Raw genomic sequence first — 25,055 nt, 5'->3', positions numbered from 1 at the left:
CCTAATTTACCGCCTAAAAATCTATGAACCCGCGTTTTGTGTAGACGCTTGTGGTGTCAGGCGCCGCCCCATCCACCGCCGCACCGACCGCCATACAAAGCGCAATCGCCGCGTCGATCTTCTGCGTTGACTTCTTGCGCGACAGCCACTGATTGCCCATCAGCGGATCCGTTTCGACATGCACCGCCATGATGGCGCCAAGCACAATCGGGTTCGCCCGGATACGGATGCGCTCCTCAAGAATGAGCGTTTCCAGCGCCGACATGCTGCCCGGCATCCAGAGCCCCAGCGGGGCCTCCTCGCCAGCCTTGCGCGCGGCCTCAACCTTGGCTGGGTTCGCCTTCGCACGTCGCTGCCCGCCCTGCGGGTGCATCACGCAGTTGATGTCGACGCCGTATCGGTCGATCTCGTCTTCGAACTTGTCGAAGGTGTATCGATCGAACGCTAGCACATCGATGCCGTGGTCGGCGTGAACCTTCGCGATGAAGGCCGCGACATGATCGTGCCGGATGCGCGCGCCTTCCGGCGCGTGCAGATACCCGGAATCATACCACTGCCGATATGGCAGGCTCGACGCCTTGGAGCGCTCGTCCATGGTGTCGCGGGGCGTCCATGCCTCAACCCACGCATCGTAGGTCGGCAGGTCCGTATCTGTGCCGTCGGCGCGCATGACGCGCTTCGTGCCGGACTCAACGACGAACGCAGCCGCAGTCAGATCGATGGCGCCAGAAAGGTCCAGTCCTGCCGCGTTGATGCGCCGGCCCTTGTGAACCTCATACGGATCGAACTCCTCCATAACCCTCTCGACAAGAGGACGGGGAATCCATGTCGTGTCGGACTCAGTCCAGACACAAAAATGCAGGCGAAGGATGCCGCCGCGCTTGGAAAGAATGTCCCGCGCCTGGGCAACGTTCCCCTCCATGTACTTATGATCGAGGATCACGCCAAGTAGCGGGTTTGCCTTGACCCAGCACGAAGGATCCGTAAAAGGGTCGTCGTCTTTGTCCAGTGCGCACACGTAGCTGAACGTGTTGTCGCTACCGTCCCACGTCTCGCCGACGTAGGTGAAGTCTTCGTCCAGTTGCTCCTTCGGCACGCCCGCGGCAACGGCAACGGCGTGCTGGTGCTCATCCCAGCAGATCGACCCGCGGTCGCTACCGGAGTTGGTAATCATGAGCAGGAGCGGCTGGCGGCGGAATTTGAACCCGCGCTCCAGCATCTCGATGACGTCGCCATTCGGGTGCTCGTGCAACTCGTCGCACAGCGCAACAGTCGGACGCGGGCCAGAAGATGCACCCTCGCGCGAGATGACGCGGAAGAACGAAGACGTCTTTAGGTAGGCCAAGTTCTCGACGAACGCCCCGGTGCCGCCAGACGACACGATGCGGCTCGACAGCAGCGGCGACTGGCGCACCATCGACACCGCGTCGCGGAACAGCACGAACGCCTGCGCCTTGTCCTTGCCGCAGGCGTAAATCTCTGCGGATGCCTCTCCGTCCGCCACAAGCCCATAAAGCCCGATCGCCGCCGCCATGGGCGACTTGCCGTTGCCTTTGCCCATTTCGATATAGGCGCGGCGATAACGGCGGAATCCGTCCGCCTTCTTCCATCCGAAGATGGACCCGATAATGAACTCCTGCGAGGCGTGCGGAATGAACGGCTTGCCGTCGAACTGCCCGTCCTTCAGCCTGCAGACCGTGCGGCAGAACCGCAGCACACGGTGGACAGCCTCAATATCGAAATGCAGCCCGCGCTCATGACCTTTGACCAGATCGTCAAGATGCCTGCGGCAGGCATTCCGCACATGCGGGCCGGCGATGATGTCGCCAGCCAATACAGCCTTGGCATACAAGGTTACAGGGTCGTGCAGCAGCGCGTGCGTGCTGCTCTTGCGGGGCGATGGTCTATTCGAAGAACTCTTCGCCGGGCTCTTTTTCGTCTTCATTCGGTTTAGCCCCGGCCTTGCTTGCGTCGGCCGGCGTTGCGCCCATCTGACCCAGGCACTGGCGGAGAAGGTTCATGGCTTGAATGCCGACCTCTTGTCCCGCGATCATCCGTCCGAGTACTACGGAAGCCTCAGCCACAAGTATTCGGTGGCTCGAGTTGAGCCACGGCACTTCCTTGCGAATAGTCGCCCATGCCTGGCGCTGTTTGCTGCCGTCCGTATCGGTCAGCCAGTCAAACGCGGGGCCCAGATCGTCATTGACGATCGGCTCGTTTCGGCCCTCAAAGCGCGACTTCTTTTTGACATCAGAGCCAAGCGCCTTCGCCTTGGCTATTGGCAGCCTTGGGCGCGCCATAAGAATATTAACCCAACTTTTGATTTGGCTTTACGTGCGCGAAACACCCACGCCGGTCCTGAGGCCAAAACGCCCAAAAGAATCGACCCACCCCCAGGTATGTGGTATACCAAGAACAAACGAAAGAATATTGCGCGGAACGCGTAATAAACGCAACTTTATTGCGCATTGATGATGTATTGCATGTTGTATTTGATATACCACGAAATGCGTCCGTGGCGGCAACGCTTATATGCTTGTGCCTGCCTTAGTGTAGTGTCCGCCATAGCGTGCCCTACACTGGCCACCCATCAGGTCCATACGTCACCACTACTTGTCCTCTATCCTCGCGCTGACCGCGCGAGGAGTGGCACGACTTGCATGTGCTGATGAATGGACCACCCCAGAACAGGTCTAGGTCGCCTTTATGCGCCACGGCGTGGTGCACCTCGGTTGCCGGCTCGACCAGGTCGCGCTCGAGGCACCACTCACAAAGAGGCTGCTCGCTCAGCTTTGCCTGCCTGATGTGCTGCCACCTTGAAGTGTGATAAAGTCGCGTCCATTCGGCCCGTCTATCGTACTTAGCCATACATCAGCAATGACCAGCGCAGTCGCCGATGTCGTCCTCGTCATCTTCGGACAGCAGCACCAGCATCTCGGCTGCGAGCTGATCACGCAGAGGGCCCACCCAGCCATCCTCGTCGCTGCCCTCGAACCACACCACGTCGACCGTGCCGCAGTCCTCACAGTAGCTTTCAACGGTCATGGGGCACCCACCGGACACCAGGGCGACAACGTCGCCAACTTCCGGTCCGACGGCAGGGAACAAGCCCCAAGGCGTCGGCGTGTATTCGTCATCGTGGATCATAGAGTCTCCTCAAACATCTACGGGTGTCGAAATAGGCGGTTACGATCAGGGCGCAGCCGACGGCCACCAGGGCAGTCAACATGCGGCCGACGGTGCGTTTGCCGGCACCATTGGCCAGATCATCGCGCCGGTAGCCGTACAGATAAGCATGACGCCGGGGCCGCCAGTCTGCGGGTTACTCGTCAGGAATCGTGCGAGGGCGTGGGAACACTTGAGCAAGGTGACCTGCCGAGATTATGAGGCTGTAGGTTACTGACGCCGGACGCGACGGCCATTAGCCAGAACCAGAGGGCGAAGGGTGGGAGCATGTGGACCTGCTGTAGTAGTGGAGCCGCCTGCCGGAATCGAACCAGCGTCCGCCGCCTACAATGCGGCGCCTCTACCATTGAGCTAAGACGGCTAATTGATCGACGCGGGCGAAATCCGCAACCGTCTTGCCTAAGCTTGGCGGCACGGCCCGAGGGCCATTTCAGCAAGCAACGCGTCGAACTGTATGACCGGGCCGGGCTTTCGCCCGGTGCTGTTCGCAGAAGCTATGCTTTCCGCCGGGTCGCCACACCCTGACCTCGGCTGTCCGAGGTGCCGGTCATCTCGTTGCCCCGAGGGGCTAAATGGTCAGGTCGGCAGGACTCGAACCCGCGGCTTCCGGTTTCCAAAACCGGCACGCTACCAACTGCGCCACGCCCTGATAGGTCGTGGGTAGCGGTCGACTATCGTCTGTCATGTCCGCCTCCAAAATAACCGCCGCTGTTCCCGGCCCACGCTAGGGCCGGTGTGGCTTCGGGCTTGCCAGCCAGTGACGAACCACCAGCTTCCGCCGCTCGCGGCGCTCCACGCTTGAATCGATGGCTCCACATCCGGTATTGTGGCCACGCCACCGGATGCACCGTGTTGTCACGCGTTGATATGCCTGAATCCTTGCGGACGGCAGGGATCGGAGCCTACTTCGCTGAAGTCGCCAACGTGACGACCTCGAATGCGCATCCCGCACATGGCGGGATGCAATCCTAAACGCGCCGGCCTCGACCACACTCGCGAACGCAGGGAGGCCGGCGCAGTCACCGCGGCGAGAGGAGGCGCCAGCGGTGATGGGTAGACCCAGGTACTGCATGACGAACATATCGCCGTGGCTCACTGCGTCTATTAGGTATGAGGCGGGTCGTAGTATTGGCTGCCCGTTGGCTCGCGTGCTCGACGCAGACGCCTCAATCTCGTCGGAGGCTGCATGTCCTCCTACATATACCCGCTTCCGGCCCCAATTTGGTCGGACCAACTACGCTGCGCGTAGCGACGGAGCCGCCTCGTCCATGCGGATACGTTGAAGTTCGGAGGCGACGACATACAGCGCCATGATCACGATCGCCTTTCCGGCCGGGGCGGCGCTTGACTTGCTCGACGCACGACCAACTCCGCGACCGATATCCTCAAGCGTACGTCCTGACAACACGGCATCCTCGAAAGCGTCTACCATGGGTCCGAGAACGCCACGCAGGCGCGCCAACCTGTCCTTGTCGTCGATCATGGCGTTTACCTTGGCATCGCCATTCCACGGCTTCGGCGCCGGTTGTGCGGGCCGCATCATGCCTTCCGTCTGCCGTCCGGCCTGCGTCGGGGCTACGTCGGCATACGCGGCTGACGTCAGCTTGCGCTCGCCCTTGGTAACCACCTCGCCCTCGCGGTTAACCCACGTCTTTTGGTCAAGCCGTACAGGCTCCAGCCCCAGCGCCGTGCCGCCAAGCTGTGATCCGCTATTCGCGCTTGCCTCAATGCGCCGGTATTCCATCGCGGCTCGCAGCAGATGCTCCTTGCCGTCAGCCTTCAGCGCCTTGGCGAGCGGCCAGCCGATGTTGTCGTTGTCCGCTTTGCCGTCCCATCCATCGCCGAGTATCTGCCGATGACGGGCTGGCGCCCCGGCTCGGCGACACGCTTTCGCCTCAGCCTTACGTGTGGCGGCAAGCCCGGCACGGTACGAGGCGTGTGCGGCACTGGCCTTGGCGCGATCGTCGTCGGTCCACTTCTCGGCGTTGTTGTCGTTGTCAGCACACACGGCTGGCTCCTTGGTGGATGATGGGTGTGCGCTGTACTGCATGTAGTGTAATTGGCTTTATTCTGGCCGCGGCGCTACTGGTCGGGTGAAATATTGTTATGCGGCCAGTCGGCAGGGCTCGCCATCATTCGCCACCACACCGCCCATCGCCAGCCACTCCTCGACGGTCGCCTCGACGAGGTCCGCGCATTCGTCTTCAGTGCTGGCGTGGATCGTCACCACCATGTAGCCGAACCCGATGAGCAGGGCATGCCGTTCAAGTTGGTCGTCGCTAGGCTTGCCGCTTTTCGCCTTGAGCTCGATCATGAGCAGCCGGCCGTTGGCTGCGTACACGCGCAGATCGGGGTCCCCGGGCGTCAGGCCGGTCGCCTTGGCCTTGGTTGCCTCCTGCGGGCTGCGACGGCCTGCCGCGAAGTCACCGGCGAGGGTGAACTCCAGGTCGTAGTCGTGCCGGGCCCGAAGCCGGCGCACACTTGCCGCCTGCAGGCGCCATTCGAGATCGGGCGCCTCGACCTTGCGCAACGTCACCACCTTCGTGCCGTTCGCCGTCGTGGTGGTCTTGCGGCGGGTGATGGTGCGGGGCATGGGGTGCGGTCCTGGGGTTGGTCCAAGGTTGTGGGGTTAAGCACGGGGGTCCTTATATAGACCCCCTGAATCAGACGAAAACTACTGAATCTACTATACACTTAACTAAAACCTATAAACCTATATATAGAGTATTAAGATATTGATTTCAGTATAGAATTTTGAATGAGGTTTTCAGTTTTTGGAGGAGGTTTCTAGTTGCTTGAAACCTCCTCCCGAGGTTTCGTGTATCGCTAGAAACCAGTTTCGAGATGCGCGGGAACCGGGGGGCTTTTATGCGGCCCGGTCCATTATCTCGTCGACCCAAAACAGCATTTTGGTGGGCCGCCCGCCCTTCGGACCTGGCATTTTGACTTCCTCAAGGAGCGTGCCCGCCTCCACCATGTCCTTGATTATTTCTTCTCGCTGCCGTGTATCCACGCCGCGCAAGGACTGGATTAGTTTGCCGCGGGGGATGCCCGCCTTGCCTGCTCTTTTTACAATAGCCCCGATGCGCTTGTAGTTAGCCTCGCGCAAGGTGTCTGACAGGTACTGCTCGCCCTGCGATATCATCGTGGACGCACATGTCCACGCGAGCCGCCCGGCCCAATCCATCATGCGCCCCGTTATGCACGGCTGGCCGGGATTAGTGCCCGCAGCCGCTATCATGGCCAGCTTGACCGTGTTCTCTGCAACGCGGCGCACGAAGGGCTGTACCTCGGCAGAGACGGTGTTCTCCGCCTCCTCAAGCTGCAGCCGCAAGCGCTCGAATGCTGCCGTGGCTGCGTCATCCCAGGGAATGCGGATGACCTTGTGCGGCACCTGTCCAGCGTCTGCCATGACGCGCCCCAAGCCCCGCTTGCTGGCCACGTCTATGCCGGCCAGCAACGCCATGCGCTCGAGGATGAACGTCGGAACGTCCACCACCTCACGGGCGGGCGCTGCCGGTTTTGGCTTGTCCGTGACATGAAACAGCAGAAAGCGCGGCAATAGGCCGTCCTCTGCCGAGGCGGAGGACAGCGCGGACCAGAATTGCTCCGGCGTGGACGTGCCATGCAGGCACAGCACTGGGTTGTAGATCTTCTTGGCCGGCGCCCCTCGGTATGCCGCCCCCTCGAAATAGGTGGCGCTGGCACTGTAGTAGTCGCGTAGGTCGGCTGAAATAGCCTGCTGATGCGATCCCGCCCGTCGATCGGTGATGTTGCGGATGAAGCCACCGAACTCATCAATCTGACAGATGATGGAGTTATGTTTTTCCAGGGACTCACGCAGCGCCGAGGCCGACATGATGCGCGCCGGCCCGCCGTACAGGGCGAATACATCGTGTGACACCTCCGGCATAAACAAGCGCTTGATCTGGCTGCGGGCGTGATCCTTGCCGAACCCGGAACCGGCGAGCGCCACGGTGTAGATGTTGGGCCGCGTGTCGCGCGTTCCGGTGCTGTAGCGCGAACCCATCAGGGCCGCGAGCAGCGGCAGCACGCCCGCCAGTGCCAAAGGACGGCACGGGGATTCCGATGACGATACGATCCAATCCACCATGTCTTCGATGAGTCCGCCGGGGCGTGTGAATGCCTCCAGCGGCTCGATGTCGAGCTTGGCGGGGGGGCGGGGCGTGTCGATGGCACGCTCCTCGGCGATGGTCGCCAGGTTGCGTTCGCGGATCTTCGCAAGCGTGTTCTGCACGATCAGCGCGGCGTCGAGTTCCGGCGTGCCCTCATCACGAGCGGCGCGGGGTTCCGGTATGCTGCGGGGCTGCAGAATGCCAGCCTTTAGGCCATTGCTGATGGTGCCATTGGACTTCGGGAAGTTAGGCCACTGCCGGGCGATATCCTCCAGCCAGCCGCGAGCGCTGGATTCCTGAATGGCTCCAGCACCGACGAACGTGCCGACAGCGAAGGCCGCATCGTTCAGGGCATTATTGCGGTTGCCAGGCGGCTCTGACGAGAGTTCGGACAGAATGCGGTCGATCGCCGCCTCGACATAGGCATCGTTGGCATAGGGGCCGACATGAGGCTGGGCAGCCACTGCGGGTGCTGGCTTGCGCACCACGATGTCGAGCAGCCACTGCGGCGCGTCCAGGATGGGCGCGTCGGGGTTGATCCACTCGTAGGACCGGCCGTCGGCCATGACGGATCCAGCCGAAATACAGAATCCGCCATTTCCACGAATATCCAGGCCAGCACCGAGGGCGCCGCGGTTCCTCACCGGCCCGGTGTATTTGAAGTAGTGGTGGGTGCCTCCGCGTGGTGTCCGCACCCGGCGCGTGTCCGGCAGGGGGGCGTGCTCGGCCTCAAGAGCCGCGAGCGTCTTATAGCCGTCAATTCCCTTATCAGGATCGACATCTACGTCGAGGACCCACGCGCCGATCTTTTCCCCTGTCGGAATACCGACCATGGCGCACGGGTAGCGCTCTAGGAACCAAATATCCAGAATACGTCGGCTAGTTGTAGCCCCCTTAAAGCCGTTTGGAGTATTTGGCGTTTTCTCTTTTGCCAGGATAACCTCTCCGGTGGATGTGTCCGTCACCTCTTCCGGCGCTGATCTGCATGGGAAGCACGGCCAACCCATTTCGGCATATGAGATTGCAAGTTCGTGGGGAGTCATGCTGCGCTCCTGGCAATAGGCAGAAGATCGGGGAGATGGGCGCGACGCTCGACCCAGTCAGTGGCTAAATCAGCGGCGGCCATCCATGCCTGCCGCGTCCCATAAAGCCTGCATGTCGAAGATCTGAGGACTTCGGTATCGATGATCTTCACATCTGTGGGCGCGCCGCATATCCATGAAAAAAGCTGAACTGCATATGCGTCATTACCTACTGATCTAATTACCTTGAACTGCCAGTGGATTTTGCCATCGGCGTCCAAGCTGTGCCCATACATGCCAATCAGGCCATCCAGAGAACCACGTTCACGCGGTGACACATCTACATCCTTCACACCTTTTCCTTGGTTGCACTCTGAACATGACGTGGTCAGATTGCCCATATCATCGGTCCCGCCGAGAGCGGCGGCTTTGACGTGGTCGACGTGCAGAACCACCTCTGGCGACTCCCTGCCACAATAGGTGCAACGAAACTCGTCTCGGCGAAGCACATTGAATCGAAGCCCTTGCGGCATCAGCTTGCGTTTGCCACCCATCAGAACGGACTTTCGTTCGCGAGACTCGTAGTCAACGCCACCCGATACCCCGCGATCATCCGACGGCAGAACTCGAACCACTCTTCCTCGGCAAGCTCGGCCATGTCGGACTTCCCGATCTCATCGAGATACGCCCCGGCCGCCTCACCGCCCTGCCCCGAAGCCAGGCTATCCACCCGGGCGAACTGTTCCTGACGCATGCTGTAGGTGTCCTTTGCAATTTGAACGCAGGCCGGGTCGTCACACAGCCACGCTATGGGCGGCTGGCTGCCCCACGTAGGTGGCGGCGCCCATCCGTGACCGGTGCCGGGTCGGGCGCAGACGGCGCAGACCAGGTAGTTGCCGAGGCGGCGGGTGGGGTCGGGGTGTGTGGAGGGGGGTTGGGTCATGCCGCACCTGCTTGCGCTGGAGCCGCACCAAAGAGCGAGAGTTGCGGGCTGTTGTCGTTGTCGGCGGCAGGCTTCGGCGCCATCTCGTCGAGAGCCCAGCGAATGCGTGCCTCGGCGATCGGCATGTACTCGTCCTCGCGCTCGCAGCCGATGAACCGGAAGCCCTCTAAGAGCGCAGCCTTACCGGTGCTGCCCGAGCCCATGAACGGATCCAGCACAACACCGCCGGGAGGAGTGACCAGCCGGCACAGCCACTGCATGAGGCTGGTGGGCTTGACGGTTGGGTGGGTGTTGGCGCGTTCGGTAGCGCCGCGCTGATATGCGTTGTCAGCAGCGACGGCCCGGCCGTCGCTTGTTACGCCTTTCGTGAACCCATCCAACCCCTGCTCACGGTCGGCGCGGCTGGCCTTGGCGGCATAGAAAAAGCGGGCGGCGGAGCCTGAGTCTCCATATTGAGGGCCGCACGGCGCGTTGCTAACACCCGACCATATGCCGCCCGTGCCACGGGCGGCAGTCTCAACCCCGGACTTGCTGTCGGGAAACGCCGCCACAACCTCATCGCTGCCGTCGTGGACGATGTTGGCGGGCCAGCGGCCTGATGATGAGTCTGGCTTAGCCGGTCGAGCGTAGTTCTTTCCGCTCATCGAACCATTTTCGGACTCCTTGCTGCCGGACTTAGACCAGCCGCTGACGAACTCACCCTCAACCCGGCACCCATCAATATTGATCGCCCCAGTGCCGTGCAGCGCCAGATTGGCGGCCACGGTGCTGATGAGCGGCTTGCGGGCGAGGCAGATAGGCTCGTATGCCGGTTTCAGCGCTGTTCCATATCCACCAGGTTGATTGTGACTCTTCGGAAACCCCGACCCGTATTCCCACGCCAGTTCCGAGCCGCCGTCGCAATAGTCGTTCAGCAACTCCAGGAGCGCCCCGCGCTGCTCATCATTCATGCTGTCGAGTAGCGGGCCATATTTGGTGTCGAATGACTGTTCGAACCTGATGCGGTCCCTGATCTCAAAACCAGCATCCTCGATCGCGACAGCCATGCGGTGATAGGTGCGCGTGCCCGAGAACGCGACGACGTGCCCCCCCGGCTTGAGCACCCGCAGGACTTCAGCCCAGAACTCGGTGGCGAAGGCAGTTTCACCGTTGTCCCACTTCTGGCCCATGAACCCGCGCCCAGTACGGCCATATGGGTTTTCGGTGTTTTCCGTCGCCTCACTGCGCGGGCTATTGGCGAACCGCTTGACGATCGACACCAGCGCATAGGGAGGGTCGCAGACGCAACTATCAACGGAGTTGTCCGGCAGGCTGCGCAGCACATCGCGGCAATCCGCATGATACAGGCGCGCGTCGCCGATGATGACGGTTGGGTTCATTCTATACCCCTATGAGTATATTTCCGGGTTATGCGGCTTCGCGTATGGCGCGGCCTAAAAAGGTATGGAATCGTCCAAATCACCCGACCACGTCGGCGCATTCATCACCCGCTTACGCTGCAGCGGCTTACCCATGGCCGGATAGTTGTCGTTCGCGGCGCCGGGGAGCCAATCCTTAACGTCGGTGTACTTGGTGCCGGGGCGCGGCTTTAGGCTGATCTCGCGCGTGATGAACAACTCGTCCACGCGGTCAATCCACTCGTCGACTGTCTTTGGGAACGGCCGCTGGCCCCCGTGCTTAGCCCAATAGCGGTCGGCCTTTGCTTTGGGGTAGCCTGTATGTTCCGGGCACAGCCACTCCTTCTCCGCCGTCATTCCCAGCATATAGTCGCACCGCACAGAGGGCAGCCCGCCAGGCTTCTCATGGCGACGGAAGGTGCGGGCGGTGACGGCATGCCAGACTGGGGCGGCAGTGCTGAGTATCGGGGCGATGTCGGCTTGAGCGGTGAATTTCACCTCTTCACTCGGGGGGAACTCGTGCCCGCAACACGGGCAGGTCATGACCGAGATGTGGACCAGTTCCTCGCACTGCGGGCACAGGCGGACAGGCGCCTCACCCTGTCCCTTGCCTGGCTCTTTCGGTTTGACCATGTCAACCGGCCCGTGCTTGCGCACTAGCCCGGCAAAGTCGAGAACCAGGCAGTCCGGTTTCGGACCAGCAGCGATGGCGGCACGTCGTTCGTCAACGTCTCCTTGCGGCATGCCGGGAGCATAGATTGGCCTTGTGCCGCGCCCCATCATCTGCAGGTAAAGTGACGCGGACAGCGTCGGGCGAAGGGCCGCGATGAGGTCGACACCCTTGTGATTGAAGCCGGTAGTCAAGACCGAGTTGTTTGTGACGGCACGCAGGCGGTAGCTCTTGAAGTCCTCGATGATGCGCCGGCGCTCCTCCTTCGGAGTCTCGCCCGTCACCGTCTCGCAACTGATTCCGTGCCTGCGGATCTCGTCACGGACATGGATGGCGTGCTCGACGCCGGAGCAGAAGCAGAGCCAGGAGCGACGATTGTGGCCTTTGGCGACGATCTCCTGAACTGCTGCGGCAGTAACCGCCTCCTTGTCCACGGCAGCCTGCAGCGCGTTCTGCTTGTAGTCCCCGCCGACTCGTCCCACTCCGGTGAGGTCAAAGCCGGTGTCAGTGCCCTTGCTGGAGAGTGGGGCCAGCCAGCCGTCAGCGATGCCGTCCCCTATGCCGTATTCATAGACGGCATCATCGAATAACGTCCCATCCCCTACAAGTCTCCCGCTATCGAGGCGGAATGGGGTTGCTGTAAGTCCAACTATTTTTAGGTCTGGGTTGATATTCCACAGATCAGAGATGAATTTACCGTACATCGTCTCTGATTTGGCCGGGATGAGGTGGCATTCATCGACCATCAACACGTCGGCGTGGCCGATGCGATCGGCCTTGTTCCAGACCGTCTGGATTCCAGCGAATAAGATACGCGAATGAGCGTCGCGCCGGCCGAGCCCCGCTGAGAATATGCCGGCAGGCGCAAATGGCCATGCGCCGAGGAGCTCGAGGTAATTCTGTTCGATTAGCTCTGCGACGTGGGTGACCACCAACACACGAAGATCGGGCCAGCCGGTCAATAGGCGCTGTATGAGCTCGGCCATGACAAGGCTCTTGCCGCATCCAGTCGCGAGATCGACTAGCGGGTTACCTGGTTTGTCCTGCCAGTAGTCAAAGACCGCCTGTACGGCATCTGCTTGATATGGCCTAAGCTCAAGCGGCATGGCGCACCGCGTCACCACGCCCGCACGCCACAGCAAGACGGCGGCGTTCAGCAGCTTCGATCTGCTGAACACGTGCGCGACTTAGTCCGACCTCCTTGGAGATATCCTCGAATATCTCACCGTTGATGACCCGGCGCAGAATGATCTCACCACCCATGCCGTCGATCTTCCCGACCACCTGAGACAGTTCGACATAGTCTATCTGGTTCGGCTGGCACGACATGCTGCTGGCAAGCCTGTCGTCCGGGTCCTCGACCAGCACGACGCGGTGCTTCAACAGATCTTTCTTGTTCGATGCTACACTGCGCATCGTCCAATAGAGATATGACCAGGCGCTCTGGCCCGGCCGGTAGTTTCGCCAATTGCGTAGGCAATAAACGATCGTATCAGTTACAAGGTCGGATCTGGCCTCGCCGGAATACCCTAGCTTATGTGCCAGATGCGATAGGCCGGCGCGATATTCGACCAGCATCGCATCGAACGCGGCGGGGCGCGGCTGGTTGTCGTTGGCATGTGTGTGTTTGCGCATGGTGGTGTGTCCTCGTGGTGATATGGCAGAAGGCGGGCCGTGTGGTGTACGGCCCGCCTGGTAGTGTGGGTTAGGCCGCAACCGGCCAGCCATCGGCATCGAGCGCCGGCGGCACGAACTGCTCGCCCTTCAGCCCCGCGATATGCCGCAGAAGGCCCTCCGCGGTCCCGGGCATGTTGTCGTTCGCCGGCTGCCGCCATGGCTCATCCTTGGCATCGTCGACCGTCAGGGCATCGATCGCGGCCGCCAGGTTAAACGGCGTGCCCTCTGTGCCGAGCACAACCTTATCGCCGTAGGCGCCGCCGATCTGGTCTTTCAGGTCATCCCACGTTTCGATCTTCACCCCGCGCACGGCGAGCGCGATCTTCATCATATCGCCCTTGCCGATGGTGTATCCGCGCTGCTGGTACTTCAGCACACGACAGGCCGAGGCGAGCGGATAGCGGGTGCCAGGGTTGAAGCGCAGGAAGCGCTGGCTGTTGTGCTTAAGGAAGTCGTCGTGAAGGACGAAGCCGGAGTCTGGGTGCGTACTGTCCGGGCTGATAATCAGCGGGCCACGGTACGCGGGTTGCGGCACGTCACCCAGATCCAGCGCGCCCATCACCACCGTGAAATCGAACGCCGCGAAAATGTCTTCCGCGGTCGAGAAGAAGTCGAAGTGCATGAGTTGGGCGATGTTGTTCGACTGGTCGGCAAACGTCACCGCCCGCTTGCTGGCGGCCACGCACCACAGGCCGTCTTCATATGCCTGGTATACTCCAAGCTCGAACGCCTGCCGCGACTTGAAGTACAGGTCGACGTCGTTGATCTTGGCGCCGGTGAACACGCTGGTGACAGCGCCGCCGGCAACATAGGCATGGTCGAAATGCAGGGGCAGGGCAGACATGATCTGTCTGCGTTCGGCTTCATAGGCCATGGGTGGTGCTCCTCTGTGGTGTGGTACCGCCTAGGCGGCCTCTTGTTCATGCGCGCCATCTATCCAGAGCGTGCCGTCGGCCATGCGATAAGTCACGGTGCCGGCCTCATCATCTGCATCTACCTGTTCTCCATCGATCAGCGTCGGGAGCCAGAGATGGCACGGGCAGGCTTCTTCTTGTTCGGTTATTGACAGCGGTTTCGCATGACGTGCGCAGGACCAACTGCCGCCAATCTCGGGCGCGGAAAACAGACACGTCCGGCAGTTGACGCGCGGCTGAGTGTTCTCTTTGCAAACCGGCTTATGACGGCACCACTGGCACTTGAAAAAATCAGGCTTGTCGCTGATTGGTGGAGGCGTGTCGTGGCTGTCGATAATTCTCTGTGCTTTGGCGAGAAGGCGCAACACGTAGTCGACGTCCAGGTGCAGCCTCTCCGCATATAATTCGTCAGTATCCTTACAGACCGCGAGATAGATTCCACGATCCAGGCCGCGCAGATACATGTAGGTCTGCAACTGCCCGAAATGCAGTTCCTTGGCCTTGCGCACACCGTCCTTCTTTACCCCGGCGAACGACTTAGCGTTGTGCGACTTGATTTCGCCGACGTGGATCGTCTTCGGCGCCTCGGGCAGACCAAGGATTTCCGAGTCGAGGTAGCCGCGCACATGTCCGCCGCATGCCTCCACCTTTATCTGATTGCCGTTCTCGTCGCGGTCCCAAACCTCACACCCGATCATGCGCAGGTTTTCTATCCAACGCTCCTCCTCCCGGACGCCGGTCTCGAAGATGCGCAGCGTTCGGCCCGGTACCTCCTCCTGCGGCGAGCACCAGCGGAAGTCGTACCAAAGCTTGCGTTGGCATTCCTCCGCGAGCGTGCTTACCGATATGGACCGCCCGTCACGCTTCTCTGCCCGCTCCTCATATGCGCGGTAGATGGCAGTGACGGTGCTGGGCTGGGCTTTGGGGATTACGACCACGGCTAGCCGCCAGCCCGAATGAACTGAGCAATAGGACTCGCCGCCGGATATAGGCCGCCCATCGGATCCAGATACGAACCGTCTTCCTGCACACCCCCGCCGAACGCGCCGTCATAGGCTTCATTCTCGGACCATGCGCACGACGTGCAGCCCCACGGGCCATAGATGACGCCGACTCCCACGTCGACACTGTCCTGCTCGCACTGTTCGCTGCAGCGTGGGCACTGACCGGGTACGGTCATGGATTCGTGGTGCATGAGCCTGACTCCAGTTCGATCCGCCTATGGTCTGCCTCATCGAAAGTTCGATATGCGCCGGAGCAGACGCGGGTGCGTGGCCCTTCGCTGGTGGTGTAAGTTTCGATGAGGCGGTAGGGTCTCTGGTTGCTCGCGCCGACGAGACATACGACCTGGATGAGTCGCCATGTGTCAGAAAACTGCATAGGTTTTTCGGACATCACTCTCCTCCGAAGCCGAAGCGTGGGCATTCATCGCACCGCGTAACGTCTGTCGCGTAGCCGGCAGGCGGGCAGTCCTCGCAATGCGGATTAGACTTTCGCAGGGCCTGGATCATTTCATCCACACGCACCCATTCCCTGTTTTGCTCGATAGCGGCATTGCGCATCATGGTGGCCTCGACAGGGGCGCCCATGCGTTCGAAGGTGATGGCTGACGCCTCATTGGCCGAGGCCCACCGGCTCAGGTCGGCGCGCGACTTGACGAGTTCCTTGACGGTGCTGCCCCAGTACTTTTCGCCGAGCATCACGCGGTCTCCGCCTTGTCATAGACATGGAACGACGGCGTGAAATCGGTATGGACGACGTGCCGGGTCCGCAGCCCACACGGGTGCATCACCTCGATCTCGTCACCCTTCGGATAGCCCTCGGTGAAACTGCCAAGGCCGTCCTGATGGCCGCACCATTCGAGCACGGCGTCTTCGGCATCAAGCCCGGCGACAGGGACGGCGGCCCGTTCGTCCTGCTCCCATGTAATGGAGCGGACGCGGTAGCGCTGAAGGTTCATGACAGAAACTCGCGGAGGTCGACAAAGTCTAGTTTTGCGTTATAGACGCCGCCGTCAGGGCCAACAAAAGTGATGGCGGATAGGACTTCGTGGCGTCCAAGCTCTTTGGAGTCTTCGAGCGCAGCGGCAATCTTGTCGATCAGCGTGTAATGATCGAGTTCGTAGCCAGTGCCGTCGTAACTTTCGTTGACGATCTTCTCTGCAAGGTCGCGCATCACCCCACCCTCCCCTTCTCCAGCCCCATCACCTTCTCGTATTCGCGCCGACACTCCGCCTCATCGGCGTAGTGCGGGAAGAACTCGGCCTCGAGCGCGGCAATGCCGTCGTCGACGCGCCCGGTCTTGAGCATGATGAGTGCGTCTAGGATGGACTCGCGGTTGCGGGCTGCCTCCGACCGATTGAGTCCAACGGCGCGGCCGATGAAGTCCACTTGTGCGTTCTCGCCCATCACGCCACCCTCATCGGCATACAAACTGCCAGCAGGCCCACACCCGCCTGAAACACGGCCGGCGCCATAGGATCGGCGAGGCACATGTCCACCTCGGCGCCTGCGAACGCGGCGAGCGTGGCGACCAGATAGGAGCCGTTGAAACCCATAGTGATCGGCTCGCCGCTGTACTCGGTGGCGATGTCAGCGCCGGCTTCACCACCGGGACCGCGCGCCGAAACCTGAATGCCCCCGGGCGCGATTTCCAGGCGCACGGTCTTCGACACGCCGTCCGACATGGTCATGGCGAGATCGGCGGCCTTGCTCAGGGCGACCTTGTCGACGCGCACCACCTTGTCGTTGCCGAGCGGGATGACTCGGCCATAGTCCGGGAAGGTGCCGTCGATCAGCTTGGAGGTCAGCACCGTGTCGCCCGTCGCAACGCGGATCTTCGACGACGACAGCGACACGGTGGCCGGTCCCTTCGGCAGCACCGCGATGGCCTTCTTCGGGATGATCGACGCAGGCACTTCGCCGACGTCAGCCCCAGTGCGGCGGGCCAGAACGTGGCCGGTGGTTGCCACGGCGGTCAGCCCGTCGGCGGTGGAGTGCAGGAACGTGCCGCAGAGATAATAGCGCGTAGCTTCATCCGACTGTGCATAGGCGATCGGCGCGACGAACTCGGCGAGATCGAGATCGAATTCAGTGGTGAACTCGCCAACGTTGAGCGTCGGGTAGTCGTCGGCCGGCAGCGTCGGAAGCTTGGCGCGGTTGCGGCCAGCCTTGAGCGACAGCGTATCGTCGGCGAGCGCGATGTCGATCGTCTCGCCTGCCGCGCGCTTGACGAAATCACCAAGTTTGCCGGCGTCCACGGTGATGGAGCCGTGCTTGGTGATGGAGGCCGGCAGGGTGGCGGCGATCTCGATATCGAGATCGGTGGCGCGCACGGTCAGGGTGTCTGCGCTGGCATCCAGCAGCACGTTGGAGAGAATCGGAATGGTGTTTCTGCGCTCGACGACGCGCGTAACGGCGCCAAGCACGCGCGCCAAATCGGCGCGCTGCACGGTGATGTTCATGTGATGTGTCCTAGGACTGGGGACGGGTCAGGCGCCGAGATACATGGCCATGGCCATGTACAGGTGATAGGCGAGCCAACTGCCGCCGATCAGGGCAATAAGTGCTGCGCAGGCGATGCCGAACATGGCGAAGTAAATGAGTGGGGTGAGGTCGGGCATGCGGCCCATTAGGCGGCCCTCCTCTGGTCCCGCTGGTCCGTAATCACATTCTCAGACAGCCGCTTCATCTCGCTCGCCAGCGGCCCGACGTCCTGACCAAGCTCGTTGCCGAGATCCACGACTTTCGCCAGAGCGGCGAGGAACGTGTTGCGCTTGGTTTCCTCGGCGCTCGGCAGTGCGGCGATGAACTTTACCGCTGCGTCGAGCGCGTCCTGCGGGGTGTCGGCGCCGCAATGCTGATAGGCGTAGTTGTAGGTTTCCGTCCCCTTAAGCCAACAGAGCACGGTCACGGGGCGCTCATTCGCGACCAGCCGGAAGCTGACTTCGGGCTGCCGCAGCCCCTTGTCGGCCATGCGGGCCGGCAAGGCGTTGATGAGGGTCTGGATGTCGGCGGTGTTCATGCTCGTTGCGTGCTCAGCCACACTCTGCGCCGCCGCTGCCGCAATATACGACTTGCGCTTGGTCATCGGGCGACGCGCTCCTCTGTCACCTTGAACCCCGGCACCTTCCGCATCCCGCTGCGCACCGCCTCATCGGCAATCTGCTGCGTCAGGTCGCGGAACCGTTCCGACGCCAGCCCGTAGCCCCAGTCCATGGCGGCCCCTTCGTCCACCATCACGGCGCTCCACACGCTGCGCAGCCCCGTTTTGGTGGTCGCCGCCTTGTCGGCACGCTTGGCCACACGGGCGATGTCCTGCGCCGCCTGGTACAGTTCCTCGGCCTTGTCGCGCTCCTCGAGATTGCCCCGGCTGGCCTGCATGGCGGCCTGTGCCTCGGCAGCGGCGTCAGCAGCCTCCTTGGCCAGCCGGGCGGCCTCGGCACGGCGTTCGGCCTCCAGCTTGTTGCGCCACGGCGTCAGCAGCGTCTGCAGGGCTTCCTTGGCCATGACGGCGCGGCCGGTCAGCTTCGTGGTCTTGCCGATCAGCGCGTTGTATCGACGTTGGATCTCGTCAACGGCTTCGTCCAGCGGGCGCTTTTCTTCCTTGCGGGCTTCGTCGGCGCGCTTCATGGCGTCGGCGATAAGCTCCAGCAGCTCCGTCACCGCGTCGGCCTGCTTCTGGTCGGCTATCGGCTCGCCGTCCGCCCAATTCTTGGCCTCGAGGAATAGATCCTCGATTTCCTGCTTGATGGTGTCGTAGGGCGACGGGGGTGGGTTGTTGTGGCCAACCGTGGGCTGGGTCCAGGAGTCCGGGACGTGGCTCAGGTGCGGCGCACCGTCCGGTGGCACGTACCTGTCGGCTATTGCCTTGGCGTTTGTGTTCATCTATCCAACCTGCAGTGTGTGTGGTGATTGCCGAGCGGCTATGTGGTGTGGCCGCCCGGCAGGTTGCGCAGTGGACTAGGCTAGGCGGCGCGCTTGGCCCACGGCTTCGCGCCGGTGGCCGCCGGACGCTGCTGCGTGGCAGCAGCCTGCGCGGGGCGGGCCACCTGACGGTTGTCGTTCGCGGCGGGCTTGGGAGTCGCGCCTTCGATCAGGCCGAACTCCGGCACCGGCTCCTTGGCCATGTCGTCCGTATAGAAGAACTTGCGAACGGCGTTGCGGTCCTTGTACTTCTCTCCCGGCGCGCCGTTCTTCTTCGGCCCGCCGATCTCGATGTCCACCTCAGCGGCGAAACTGCGGAAGGTGAGGTCGTCGGTGTCGGTATCGGCGTGCAGATCGACGCCGATGGCCCGGCCAAAGGCGTCGAACTTGCCCTTGCCGTACTTGTACTGGCCATTCTGGAACCCTTCCGGGTGCACGATGGTCCAGTAAACCGGGAATTTCTGGCCGGCATAATCAATCGGCTCGATCACTTCGAAAAAGATGTTCGCCTGCCAGCCGCCCTTGCCATCCAGCGTCTCCTTCAGATCAATGCTTTCCGCCTGCAACAGCGCGTACATGTGCGGAAGAAGCTGGAACGAGCCACCCTGCTTTTCGGTCGCGTCAAAGTCCGCCTGGTAGTCAACGCCAGTAGTCACGCCAATCTTGGCCATGTGGTGTGTGCTCCGTGCTGTGTGATGTCAGGCTGCGCGCAGTGCGTCGGCAATGCGCTGGAACTGGTCGGCGAGGTAGTTGGTGAGCGACGATGTGTCGACGGAGAGGGTGACGATCAGGTCGGTGGAGGTGGCGTCACCGGGCCCCGCAGCCGGGGCCTCACGCACCAAGCGCCATGGGCTGGCGTCGCCATCCCTCGCATGGCGGCAGGCGCCATTGGTATTCCAAACGAACCCGTCGCCTACCTTGCGGATGAAGCCATCTACTGCCAACGCGTCGACAATCGTCACGAGCTCTCCGTTTGCGGCCACATAGGTCTTGCCGACTTCGACGGTCAGCCCCTCCACCTTCTCTACGGCATCCAGCGGCAGCCACGAGCCGTGCTTGAGCAGCACGATATCGTCGCGCACCGAGTCCACGCAGGCCGTATAGTTACCAGTGGTGAAGGGCTCGCTGGACTTCAGGCGGACGGTGTCGTTGGGGTAGAGGGTGGGGACGAGCGCCCATTCATTGCCCCAAGCGCCCCATTCTTTTCCGTCGTCATCGATAAAGTACGGCTCGCCGTCACAGGCTACGCGACGGACTACGTAGTTATTGCCCTCGGTATAGCCGAGCGCCGAATCGATCGGCGTGATAACTTCGCCGACCTTGGCCCTGATGTTGCCTTGATAATTCATCATCTCCTCCTCACGCTGCCTTGCGGCGGGTTGCTGCGCCCGTCGGCGCGGTGTCGTTTGCTGACTGCGGGAAATACTTCGACAGTTCGGCGAAGCCGTTGCCCTTTCGATAGACAACGCTGTCAGGCATGGAGTAGCGATTCTTCGCTACGAAGCCTGCGCCTTCATTCAGGTGGATGAGGATTTCCTTTCCACCTTCGGCGTGCGCGATGCTCTTCTTCGGGGCGATTTCCTTTTCCTTGATGGAAACCCGCTTGTTCATGAAGGCGACGATGTCGCACTTGGAACGCACCAGCGGGGCAGCGCGCTTATTGATGCCGATCTGGTACCGATCGTAAGGATCCGTGAGCGGGCTATCGAAGCGCTTGATTTCGGGGTGCGCGATAAGCACCACGAACATGCCCGCAGCGCGCAAGGCGTCGCAGCCATCCATGAAGTCCGTCCACTCGACTTCGGACTCCTTCATGCCGTTGCCGTAGGATGCCGGCGAGCCCTTGGAGTTGTCGTCGATCGAAGCCGCGCCGATCCGGTCGGCTGTCATACGCTCGATGGAAGGGGCCAGACCATCCAGGCTATCAATGATGACGGTCTGATAATCGTGCTCGCCTGAGAGCAAGAAACCGAACGCGGCCTCAACATCTGCCCAGCTTTCAAGCGTGCCGGGAATGTCGATATCGACATCAGACGGCGGGCGCTCGCCCTTGGTGGGCAGATAAACCGGGTTCGGGAATTCAGCGGCAAGACTGGTCTTGCCGATGCCGTCGACGCCATAGATTAGCGTGATGGGCGGCTTGGTGTCGTCGATTGACCGACGCAATTTGTCGAACGATATCGCCATCTACCCGCCCCTACGCCATCGCGTCCGGACCGCGCCCGTCACTGCAAGCGGCGAGCACGCCGATAGCAGCCAGGAGCAATGCGCCGGCCCACATGAAATTGCCGATGGTTTCCAGCATCAGTGCACCGCCACGGCGGCGCGGATCGGGATGACGTTGCTAGCCGGCGCCGAGCTGCGCAGGTGCTCCTCGGGAAGTTCGAGCTGTGCCCCGTCAACGACGCGGCGGGCGGTATAGAAGTCGCCATAGTCTGTGCGGTGCTGCTTCAGCACCGTGGCGAGCTCGCCAGTCTTCGCAATGCGCACGGGTTCGCCGAGCGCGAATCTGAACTGCGTCATGTGGTGTGTGTCCTGGTGGTGTCAGGCGGCGCGGGTGACGAACGCGGGCAACGGCGTGGTGTCAGGCGCAGAAGCCGGCAGCACGAACTGTTCGTCGATGAACTTGTGGTAGCGGTCGCCGGTCGGCTCTTTGCCCGTCACGCGGTAGGAGTAGTAGCCATTGCCATATTCGGTGATGGCGGTGACTTTTCCGCTGATCACGGCAACTACGTCGTCACCGATGTCGTACTTGGGCTTGTTCATCATATCCCCTATGCGCTGGGGTGGGCGGTGCCCTATGCGGGCGGCTGCTAGTGGCGCAGATATGGCGCCGTGTTGTAGTTGGCTTTGTCGGGCGTGTGGCGCTACTGGGAGGGAGAAATAAAAATCAGATAGACAGTTCGCCCGCCTTATAGGTCGCATAGACGAGCCAGTTCATGGTGCCGCGGCCCTCGTTGCAGGATCTGCACGCCAAAGCTAGGTTGTGAATGCCGTCAGACCCGCCGTCAGCGCGGCGCTGCAGGTGTTCTATGGTCTCGGCATACGGAGAGCCCAGCTTCCCCGTACGCATGACTTGGCCGCAATAGCAGCACTTACCGTTCTGGTGCGTGCGCAATCGGCGTCTTATGCTGTCTCGTTGTTTCGTGGATAGTGCCACGTTCGCCTCCTCCATTTGCCAAGCACGAAAGCGCCGGTCGCGTTTCAGCGACCAGCGTCCTCTCATTGCTACGGCGGTTGAGGTAGGCACGAGGGGCATAGTCTTAGGTACTTGTCGAAGTGTCCGGGCATCGAGTCGCTCCGTGATTGGCTGATGATCGCGAATGTAACCAGATTCGCTACCACGTCAACCAAAATCGTATCCATCATAGTTACTGCAAACCGTAGCCGGATAGGTTACGAGGGCCTATGGATGATTTTGCTGCAAACAGGTGGGCGAAGGCCGCTATCGAGCGTTGGAAGAACGCTGATATGAAAAGGTCTTACGTGCAACTCGCCGAAGAAATGAACGCGCGCATCCCCGGCGGGCGCCTTACCAAGCAGTCGATCAACAAAATCAAGCACACCCCGGAAGACGGGGGCGGCAAACCACGGCAGCTCAAGCCGGCAGAGATACAAGCATTAGAGGCCATCACCGGGGTAGCTGCACCCGTGCTGGTTCAGACTCTGCCAGCTGCAGTAAATCGCGACATGCTCCGGCGCGCCGTAGTGCTTGTGCGCGCAGTGGATGGCGTACTGCAGCGCGCCGGGATTGCCGATGATGAGTGGGCGGAGATCGCTGAGGGCTACCGCCCATTCAGCCGAGCCCTTGCGGATCAGGTCGCGCGCGCCGCCGGCGTGCCGCCCGAGTTCGTCATCGATGGCGATTGGGAGTGCCTGCCCCCGGCCATCTCTAAAAAAATGGCGATGCTAGCGACTCAGATTGTTCCCATCTGACTGCCTGGGACGAGAAACCCGTCGATTACTCTTGCAGCCATAGCTAGGACTCGGTGCGCATCCGCCTGGTTCGATGGAAGATGTCCGACAACCTGTAACGCCATGAGCTTGAGCATGCGCTCGCGCTGCGCATACGGGTCGTTCTGTATCGAATTGGTTAGCGGCTGGCTGCTTTCTCTGTGTTTCATTGAGCTCCCCTCCTGGGTTAACGAGACACTAATCCACCTACAGGAACAGAACAAGAACATTTTCCCCGCACTGGGAATAAATTCCACTGCCTGACGGTTTGGTCCTAGCCGGCATCCCCCGGCAGGCCAAACATATGACGACATTTTGGTGGCAGGCAAACACCTATCCACGTCAGAAAAATATTGACGTTACCGCATCGCTAATTTGCGATCGATCATGCGGCGCAGCAATTGAGTAACCAAATTCGATACGTTTTCTGTTGACGAGGTCACTGTTTCGGTTACTGTCCAATTCAACACCGGCAGAGTCGCCGGCCAGAGGAGAGCAAGATGCAGCCCGCGAGACGCAATTCTGCCCAGTCCATCCACCCCAACGGACGCCAGGCGGCTAAGGCCGGAAAGTCCACCTCCCCGCGGCGCCAGCGCGCCGCTACCGATGCGCACCGCAAACACGTCGAACACCACCCCACCGACGCTATGTCGGCCGCTCGCCTTTCCAAGCTCGACAGCGGGAAGGCTTGAGCCATGGCCACGCACATGCCCGTGGCGGGTAACGCCACCCCCGTCGACATCGCCCACCGTCGCGCCCCTATGGCGGCGCCCGACGACATCCTTGCGGCCGCCGCCAAGTGGAACCGGCAGCGCGCCAAGAGCGCGCACGGCGCTTCCCGAGTACGGTACCTGCTGAACGCCACGGAATGTGACACACGCATTGCCGAGCTTCGGCTGGCCGATATGCGGGAGGCCGCGTGATGTCCGCCGAGCAGAAGCATACGGCGGGGCCGTGGGTGCCGGGGCTCCCTCCGGGCCATTACTACCCCGGTATGGCGGCGGACTACGAGGTCTATTTCAGCCCGGCCGGCGCAATCTGGCATCGCCGCCGCGCCACGGGAGGGCAGTGACATGGCCAGCCCCGACATGGCCCCGCACGACAGTCCCCAGGCCGCCATGACCTACACCATCATCCTCGACGGCGTGCCGTTGTCTCCCGTCGGCATTGAACGGGCGGCGCCAGTGTTTGCGGCTGCAATCGCGGCGGGCATGCGGGTGTCGCTGGTTGGAAGGCGGGAGAGATAGCGATGCGCACGCTGAAAAAACTGGCGAGCACCGCCAGGATCGTAGCGACGCTCGCGATGGCGCGAACGTTTGGCGAGTACCTACACACCGTATGGGATGGCGAGCTTACCTACGCCAAGTATCGCTGGCGGGGCCAGACGTGGGCAATCCCCTCCTCCGCTATGGAGGATCCACAATGACCCTCCTCCTTCTAATCTGCCTTGCCACGGCGCCCAACCAGTGCCGCACCGAGCAGATCCCCACCACGGCCCAACTGCCAGCGCAGTGTTTCGCAGCCGCCCAGGAATGGGCCGTGCAACACCCCCGATACCGGCTGGCTAAGTGGCGCTGCGGGCGCCGCGTGGTGGAGATTTGACCATGGGCAAGCACGAGATGGCCATGACGACGGCCCGGTTGCTCGCTGAGCAACTGCGCATCGTAGAGCGCAAAGCCGAACGGTACGAGGCAGCGCTGCGGGCGGTAGCTTCCGCCGTCACCCACGCCGAGGCTCGCCGCATCGCGCAGGGTGCACTCCAATGACCCCGCCCGCATGGTGCTTCTGGCTTCTCGCCGGCCCGTTCGTCGGTTGGACCGCAATCGCCGTGGTGCTGATCTGCCAGCGGTTGCTGGGGTAGCGCCACGCCACCCATCACCCACACCACCATCCCCAGGAGCACACCATGCTCGTCACCGCCACACCCACGCCGCTCGTTCCGTTCTTCGCCATCCACCACAACGACAACTATGCGGACGGCAAGCGCGATCCACTCCCACTGCTGTTCGCCACCTATACGGCGCGCGACGGCACCAGACGCCGCGTCAGATGCGTCACCGCATCGAAGCTCGGCAGAGTAGGCATCACCGAGCGACTCGCCGACGACACCACACCGCAGGAGTACGTGCCGGCGGGCAGCCTGTCGCAGTTCCTGCCAACGCCGTACCCACAGCGTCGCCCGCCAGCGAAGCAGGTGGTTGGCGTTATAGCGGCCCGCATTCACGCCGATG

Annotated in this window: 35 protein-coding genes and 2 tRNA genes; 7 read left to right on the top strand and 30 right to left on the bottom strand. The window is 61.8% G+C overall.

The window, feature by feature from the left end; translation table 11 throughout:
* Positions 1–13: 13 nt before the first annotated feature.
* The 29 genes from OJJ21_RS16820 to OJJ21_RS24415 form a co-directional block, all read right to left on the bottom strand.
* Complete coding sequence (locus OJJ21_RS16820) at positions 14–1,945, bottom strand: terminase TerL endonuclease subunit (RefSeq protein ID WP_297687981.1); 1,932 nt, start codon at positions 1,943–1,945, stop codon at positions 14–16.
* The gene (locus OJJ21_RS16815; protein WP_297687979.1) at positions 1,905–2,300 is read right to left on the bottom strand and encodes a hypothetical protein; all 396 of its coding nucleotides are present in this window, start codon (positions 2,298–2,300) and stop codon (positions 1,905–1,907) included. Before OJJ21_RS16815 ends, OJJ21_RS16820 begins: the two co-directional genes overlap by 41 nt.
* A 571-nt stretch (positions 2,301–2,871) precedes the next feature.
* The gene (locus tag OJJ21_RS16810; protein WP_297687977.1) at positions 2,872–3,147 is read right to left on the bottom strand and encodes a DUF2158 domain-containing protein; all 276 of its coding nucleotides are present in this window, start codon (positions 3,145–3,147) and stop codon (positions 2,872–2,874) included.
* Positions 3,148–3,473: 326 nt separating this feature from the next.
* Positions 3,474–3,547, bottom strand: a tRNA-Thr gene (locus tag OJJ21_RS16805).
* A gap of 212 nt (positions 3,548–3,759) precedes the next feature.
* A tRNA-Pro gene (locus OJJ21_RS16800) sits at positions 3,760–3,835 on the bottom strand.
* Between the two features lie 585 nt (positions 3,836–4,420).
* Complete coding sequence (locus OJJ21_RS16795; RefSeq protein WP_297687975.1) at positions 4,421–5,194, bottom strand: hypothetical protein; 774 nt, start codon at positions 5,192–5,194, stop codon at positions 4,421–4,423.
* Positions 5,195–5,290: 96 nt separating this feature from the next.
* Positions 5,291–5,779: a VRR-NUC domain-containing protein gene (locus tag OJJ21_RS16790; RefSeq protein WP_297687973.1), complete on the bottom strand. Its 489-nt coding sequence runs from the start codon at positions 5,777–5,779 to the stop codon at positions 5,291–5,293.
* A gap of 273 nt (positions 5,780–6,052) precedes the next feature.
* Positions 6,053–8,365, bottom strand: a complete 2,313-nt coding sequence (locus OJJ21_RS16785) for a bifunctional DNA primase/polymerase (protein WP_297687971.1) — start codon at positions 8,363–8,365, stop codon at positions 6,053–6,055.
* Complete coding sequence (locus tag OJJ21_RS16780; protein ID WP_297687969.1) at positions 8,362–8,898, bottom strand: HNH endonuclease; 537 nt, start codon at positions 8,896–8,898, stop codon at positions 8,362–8,364. The genes OJJ21_RS16785 and OJJ21_RS16780 overlap by 4 nt, the downstream gene beginning before the upstream one ends.
* Positions 8,898–9,287, bottom strand: coding sequence for a hypothetical protein (locus tag OJJ21_RS16775; RefSeq protein WP_297687967.1), 390 nt, complete (start codon positions 9,285–9,287; stop codon positions 8,898–8,900). The genes OJJ21_RS16780 and OJJ21_RS16775 overlap by 1 nt, the downstream gene beginning before the upstream one ends.
* Positions 9,284–10,666, bottom strand: a complete 1,383-nt coding sequence (locus OJJ21_RS16770) for a site-specific DNA-methyltransferase (protein ID WP_297687965.1) — start codon at positions 10,664–10,666, stop codon at positions 9,284–9,286. Before OJJ21_RS16770 ends, OJJ21_RS16775 begins: the two co-directional genes overlap by 4 nt.
* Positions 10,667–10,720: 54 nt before the next feature.
* Positions 10,721–12,460: a DEAD/DEAH box helicase gene (locus OJJ21_RS16765; protein WP_297687963.1), complete on the bottom strand. Its 1,740-nt coding sequence runs from the start codon at positions 12,458–12,460 to the stop codon at positions 10,721–10,723.
* Positions 12,450–12,989 (bottom strand): sigma-70 family RNA polymerase sigma factor, encoded by a 540-nt coding sequence (locus OJJ21_RS16760; protein WP_297687961.1) that lies wholly within the window; start codon positions 12,987–12,989, stop codon positions 12,450–12,452. The genes OJJ21_RS16765 and OJJ21_RS16760 overlap by 11 nt, the downstream gene beginning before the upstream one ends.
* A 70-nt stretch (positions 12,990–13,059) precedes the next feature.
* Entirely contained in the window at positions 13,060–13,905 is an 846-nt protein-coding gene (locus OJJ21_RS16755) for a hypothetical protein (protein WP_297687959.1), read from the bottom strand.
* 30 nt (positions 13,906–13,935) lie between these two features.
* A complete protein-coding gene (locus OJJ21_RS16750) occupies positions 13,936–14,883 on the bottom strand; it encodes an oxidoreductase (RefSeq protein ID WP_297687957.1) in 948 nt (315 codons plus the stop codon).
* Positions 14,884–15,339: 456 nt separating this feature from the next.
* A complete protein-coding gene (locus OJJ21_RS16745; protein ID WP_297687955.1) occupies positions 15,340–15,645 on the bottom strand; it encodes a hypothetical protein in 306 nt (101 codons plus the stop codon).
* Positions 15,645–15,905 carry a hypothetical protein gene (locus tag OJJ21_RS16740; RefSeq protein ID WP_297687953.1) on the bottom strand — a complete coding sequence of 87 codons (261 nt, stop codon included), beginning with the start codon at positions 15,903–15,905 and terminating at the stop codon, positions 15,645–15,647. The genes OJJ21_RS16745 and OJJ21_RS16740 overlap by 1 nt, the downstream gene beginning before the upstream one ends.
* Positions 15,902–16,120 carry a hypothetical protein gene (locus tag OJJ21_RS16735; protein WP_297687951.1) on the bottom strand — a complete coding sequence of 73 codons (219 nt, stop codon included), beginning with the start codon at positions 16,118–16,120 and terminating at the stop codon, positions 15,902–15,904. The genes OJJ21_RS16740 and OJJ21_RS16735 overlap by 4 nt, the downstream gene beginning before the upstream one ends.
* Entirely contained in the window at positions 16,120–16,353 is a 234-nt protein-coding gene (locus tag OJJ21_RS16730) for a hypothetical protein (RefSeq protein ID WP_297687950.1), read from the bottom strand. The genes OJJ21_RS16735 and OJJ21_RS16730 overlap by 1 nt, the downstream gene beginning before the upstream one ends.
* On the bottom strand, positions 16,353–17,408 hold the full coding sequence (gene dnaN / locus OJJ21_RS16725) for a DNA polymerase III subunit beta (protein ID WP_297687947.1): 1,056 nt from the start codon (positions 17,406–17,408) through the stop codon (positions 16,353–16,355). Before dnaN ends, OJJ21_RS16730 begins: the two co-directional genes overlap by 1 nt.
* Before the next feature lie 27 nt (positions 17,409–17,435).
* Positions 17,436–17,576 carry a hypothetical protein gene (locus OJJ21_RS16720; protein WP_297687945.1) on the bottom strand — a complete coding sequence of 47 codons (141 nt, stop codon included), beginning with the start codon at positions 17,574–17,576 and terminating at the stop codon, positions 17,436–17,438.
* Positions 17,576–18,034, bottom strand: coding sequence for a hypothetical protein (locus tag OJJ21_RS16715; RefSeq protein ID WP_297687943.1), 459 nt, complete (start codon positions 18,032–18,034; stop codon positions 17,576–17,578). The genes OJJ21_RS16720 and OJJ21_RS16715 overlap by 1 nt, the downstream gene beginning before the upstream one ends.
* Positions 18,031–18,831: a hypothetical protein gene (locus tag OJJ21_RS16710; RefSeq protein ID WP_297687940.1), complete on the bottom strand. Its 801-nt coding sequence runs from the start codon at positions 18,829–18,831 to the stop codon at positions 18,031–18,033. Before OJJ21_RS16710 ends, OJJ21_RS16715 begins: the two co-directional genes overlap by 4 nt.
* Positions 18,832–18,911: 80 nt before the next feature.
* Positions 18,912–19,541 (bottom strand): hypothetical protein, encoded by a 630-nt coding sequence (locus OJJ21_RS16705; RefSeq protein WP_297687938.1) that lies wholly within the window; start codon positions 19,539–19,541, stop codon positions 18,912–18,914.
* 27 nt (positions 19,542–19,568) lie between these two features.
* Positions 19,569–20,222, bottom strand: a complete 654-nt coding sequence (locus tag OJJ21_RS16700; protein WP_297687936.1) for a hypothetical protein — start codon at positions 20,220–20,222, stop codon at positions 19,569–19,571.
* Positions 20,223–20,229: 7 nt separating this feature from the next.
* Positions 20,230–21,057, bottom strand: a complete 828-nt coding sequence (locus OJJ21_RS16695) for an ATP-binding protein (RefSeq protein ID WP_297687934.1) — start codon at positions 21,055–21,057, stop codon at positions 20,230–20,232.
* Between the two features lie 117 nt (positions 21,058–21,174).
* Positions 21,175–21,393 carry a hypothetical protein gene (locus OJJ21_RS16690; RefSeq protein WP_297687932.1) on the bottom strand — a complete coding sequence of 73 codons (219 nt, stop codon included), beginning with the start codon at positions 21,391–21,393 and terminating at the stop codon, positions 21,175–21,177.
* 21 nt (positions 21,394–21,414) lie between these two features.
* Positions 21,415–21,639, bottom strand: a complete 225-nt coding sequence (locus tag OJJ21_RS16685; RefSeq protein WP_297687929.1) for a hypothetical protein — start codon at positions 21,637–21,639, stop codon at positions 21,415–21,417.
* Positions 21,640–21,760: 121 nt separating this feature from the next.
* Positions 21,761–22,045: an HNH endonuclease gene (locus OJJ21_RS24415; RefSeq protein ID WP_366093188.1), complete on the bottom strand. Its 285-nt coding sequence runs from the start codon at positions 22,043–22,045 to the stop codon at positions 21,761–21,763.
* 233 nt (positions 22,046–22,278) lie between these two features.
* Between OJJ21_RS24415 and OJJ21_RS16680 the strand changes: the two genes are divergently transcribed.
* The gene (locus OJJ21_RS16680) at positions 22,279–22,806 is read left to right on the top strand and encodes a hypothetical protein (protein ID WP_297687927.1); all 528 of its coding nucleotides are present in this window, start codon (positions 22,279–22,281) and stop codon (positions 22,804–22,806) included.
* Positions 22,807–23,183: 377 nt separating this feature from the next.
* Here OJJ21_RS16680 and OJJ21_RS16675 read toward each other — a convergent pair whose 3' ends face one another.
* Positions 23,184–23,456 (bottom strand): hypothetical protein, encoded by a 273-nt coding sequence (locus tag OJJ21_RS16675; protein ID WP_297687925.1) that lies wholly within the window; start codon positions 23,454–23,456, stop codon positions 23,184–23,186.
* Between the two features lie 63 nt (positions 23,457–23,519).
* Here OJJ21_RS16675 and OJJ21_RS16670 point away from each other — a divergent pair, with 63 nt between their 5' ends.
* The 6 genes from OJJ21_RS16670 to OJJ21_RS16645 all read left to right on the top strand — a co-directional run.
* A complete protein-coding gene (locus OJJ21_RS16670) occupies positions 23,520–23,747 on the top strand; it encodes a hypothetical protein (RefSeq protein WP_297687924.1) in 228 nt (75 codons plus the stop codon).
* A 150-nt stretch (positions 23,748–23,897) separates the two neighbouring features.
* Positions 23,898–24,071 carry a hypothetical protein gene (locus OJJ21_RS16665; RefSeq protein ID WP_297687922.1) on the top strand — a complete coding sequence of 58 codons (174 nt, stop codon included), beginning with the start codon at positions 23,898–23,900 and terminating at the stop codon, positions 24,069–24,071.
* 2 nt (positions 24,072–24,073) lie between these two features.
* Positions 24,074–24,250, top strand: a complete 177-nt coding sequence (locus tag OJJ21_RS16660) for a hypothetical protein (RefSeq protein WP_297687920.1) — start codon at positions 24,074–24,076, stop codon at positions 24,248–24,250.
* On the top strand, positions 24,247–24,426 hold the full coding sequence (locus tag OJJ21_RS16655) for a hypothetical protein (protein WP_297687918.1): 180 nt from the start codon (positions 24,247–24,249) through the stop codon (positions 24,424–24,426). The genes OJJ21_RS16660 and OJJ21_RS16655 overlap by 4 nt, the downstream gene beginning before the upstream one ends.
* A 2-nt stretch (positions 24,427–24,428) precedes the next feature.
* Positions 24,429–24,590, top strand: coding sequence for a hypothetical protein (locus tag OJJ21_RS16650; RefSeq protein WP_297687916.1), 162 nt, complete (start codon positions 24,429–24,431; stop codon positions 24,588–24,590).
* Positions 24,591–24,730: 140 nt separating this feature from the next.
* On the top strand, positions 24,731–25,055 hold a 325-nt coding region (locus OJJ21_RS16645; RefSeq protein ID WP_297687914.1), incomplete at its 3' end, for a hypothetical protein.

It is taken from the genome of Ferrovibrio sp. (genome assembly GCF_025869515.1).
In the GTDB taxonomy this organism is placed as follows: domain Bacteria; phylum Pseudomonadota; class Alphaproteobacteria; order Ferrovibrionales; family Ferrovibrionaceae; genus Ferrovibrio.
This window is presented reverse-complemented; position numbering and strand designations above follow the sequence as displayed.

What these genes read in the sequence shown, in the direction of transcription:
- OJJ21_RS24415 (WP_366093188.1), bottom strand. Translation starts at nt 22,045, where the DNA reads ATGGAGGAGGCGAACGTGGCACTATCCACGAAACAACGAGACAGCATA.
- OJJ21_RS16760 (WP_297687961.1), bottom strand. Translation starts at nt 12,989, where the DNA reads ATGCGCAAACACACACATGCCAACGACAACCAGCCGCGCCCCGCCGCG.
- OJJ21_RS16785 (WP_297687971.1), bottom strand. Translation starts at nt 8,365, where the DNA reads ATGACTCCCCACGAACTTGCAATCTCATATGCCGAAATGGGTTGGCCG.
- OJJ21_RS16815 (WP_297687979.1), bottom strand. Translation starts at nt 2,300, where the DNA reads ATGGCGCGCCCAAGGCTGCCAATAGCCAAGGCGAAGGCGCTTGGCTCT.
- OJJ21_RS16650 (WP_297687916.1), top strand. Translation starts at nt 24,429, where the DNA reads ATGGGCAAGCACGAGATGGCCATGACGACGGCCCGGTTGCTCGCTGAG.
- OJJ21_RS16670 (WP_297687924.1), top strand. Translation starts at nt 23,520, where the DNA reads ATGGCCACGCACATGCCCGTGGCGGGTAACGCCACCCCCGTCGACATC.
- OJJ21_RS16665 (WP_297687922.1), top strand. Translation starts at nt 23,898, where the DNA reads ATGGCCAGCCCCGACATGGCCCCGCACGACAGTCCCCAGGCCGCCATG.
- OJJ21_RS16775 (WP_297687967.1), bottom strand. Translation starts at nt 9,287, where the DNA reads ATGACCCAACCCCCCTCCACACACCCCGACCCCACCCGCCGCCTCGGC.
- OJJ21_RS16820 (WP_297687981.1), bottom strand. Translation starts at nt 1,945, where the DNA reads ATGAAGACGAAAAAGAGCCCGGCGAAGAGTTCTTCGAATAGACCATCG.
- OJJ21_RS16810 (WP_297687977.1), bottom strand. Translation starts at nt 3,147, where the DNA reads ATGATCCACGATGACGAATACACGCCGACGCCTTGGGGCTTGTTCCCT.
- OJJ21_RS16745 (WP_297687955.1), bottom strand. Translation starts at nt 15,645, where the DNA reads ATGCTCGGCGAAAAGTACTGGGGCAGCACCGTCAAGGAACTCGTCAAG.
- OJJ21_RS16715 (WP_297687943.1), bottom strand. Translation starts at nt 18,034, where the DNA reads ATGACCAAGCGCAAGTCGTATATTGCGGCAGCGGCGGCGCAGAGTGTG.
- OJJ21_RS16700 (WP_297687936.1), bottom strand. Translation starts at nt 20,222, where the DNA reads ATGATGAATTATCAAGGCAACATCAGGGCCAAGGTCGGCGAAGTTATC.
- OJJ21_RS16755 (WP_297687959.1), bottom strand. Translation starts at nt 13,905, where the DNA reads ATGGCCTATGAAGCCGAACGCAGACAGATCATGTCTGCCCTGCCCCTG.
- OJJ21_RS16730 (WP_297687950.1), bottom strand. Translation starts at nt 16,353, where the DNA reads ATGGGCGAGAACGCACAAGTGGACTTCATCGGCCGCGCCGTTGGACTC.
- OJJ21_RS16680 (WP_297687927.1), top strand. Translation starts at nt 22,279, where the DNA reads ATGGATGATTTTGCTGCAAACAGGTGGGCGAAGGCCGCTATCGAGCGT.
- OJJ21_RS16780 (WP_297687969.1), bottom strand. Translation starts at nt 8,898, where the DNA reads ATGGGTGGCAAACGCAAGCTGATGCCGCAAGGGCTTCGATTCAATGTG.
- OJJ21_RS16655 (WP_297687918.1), top strand. Translation starts at nt 24,247, where the DNA reads ATGACCCTCCTCCTTCTAATCTGCCTTGCCACGGCGCCCAACCAGTGC.
- OJJ21_RS16735 (WP_297687951.1), bottom strand. Translation starts at nt 16,120, where the DNA reads ATGCGCGACCTTGCAGAGAAGATCGTCAACGAAAGTTACGACGGCACT.
- OJJ21_RS16690 (WP_297687932.1), bottom strand. Translation starts at nt 21,393, where the DNA reads ATGACGCAGTTCAGATTCGCGCTCGGCGAACCCGTGCGCATTGCGAAG.
- OJJ21_RS16790 (WP_297687973.1), bottom strand. Translation starts at nt 5,779, where the DNA reads ATGCCCCGCACCATCACCCGCCGCAAGACCACCACGACGGCGAACGGC.
- OJJ21_RS16765 (WP_297687963.1), bottom strand. Translation starts at nt 12,460, where the DNA reads ATGCCGCTTGAGCTTAGGCCATATCAAGCAGATGCCGTACAGGCGGTC.
- OJJ21_RS16695 (WP_297687934.1), bottom strand. Translation starts at nt 21,057, where the DNA reads ATGGCGATATCGTTCGACAAATTGCGTCGGTCAATCGACGACACCAAG.
- OJJ21_RS16740 (WP_297687953.1), bottom strand. Translation starts at nt 15,905, where the DNA reads ATGAACCTTCAGCGCTACCGCGTCCGCTCCATTACATGGGAGCAGGAC.
- OJJ21_RS16710 (WP_297687940.1), bottom strand. Translation starts at nt 18,831, where the DNA reads ATGAACACAAACGCCAAGGCAATAGCCGACAGGTACGTGCCACCGGAC.
- OJJ21_RS16685 (WP_297687929.1), bottom strand. Translation starts at nt 21,639, where the DNA reads ATGATGAACAAGCCCAAGTACGACATCGGTGACGACGTAGTTGCCGTG.
- OJJ21_RS16660 (WP_297687920.1), top strand. Translation starts at nt 24,074, where the DNA reads ATGCGCACGCTGAAAAAACTGGCGAGCACCGCCAGGATCGTAGCGACG.
- dnaN (WP_297687947.1), bottom strand. Translation starts at nt 17,408, where the DNA reads ATGAACATCACCGTGCAGCGCGCCGATTTGGCGCGCGTGCTTGGCGCC.
- OJJ21_RS16720 (WP_297687945.1), bottom strand. Translation starts at nt 17,576, where the DNA reads ATGGGCCGCATGCCCGACCTCACCCCACTCATTTACTTCGCCATGTTC.
- OJJ21_RS16770 (WP_297687965.1), bottom strand. Translation starts at nt 10,666, where the DNA reads ATGAACCCAACCGTCATCATCGGCGACGCGCGCCTGTATCATGCGGAT.
- OJJ21_RS16705 (WP_297687938.1), bottom strand. Translation starts at nt 19,541, where the DNA reads ATGGCCAAGATTGGCGTGACTACTGGCGTTGACTACCAGGCGGACTTT.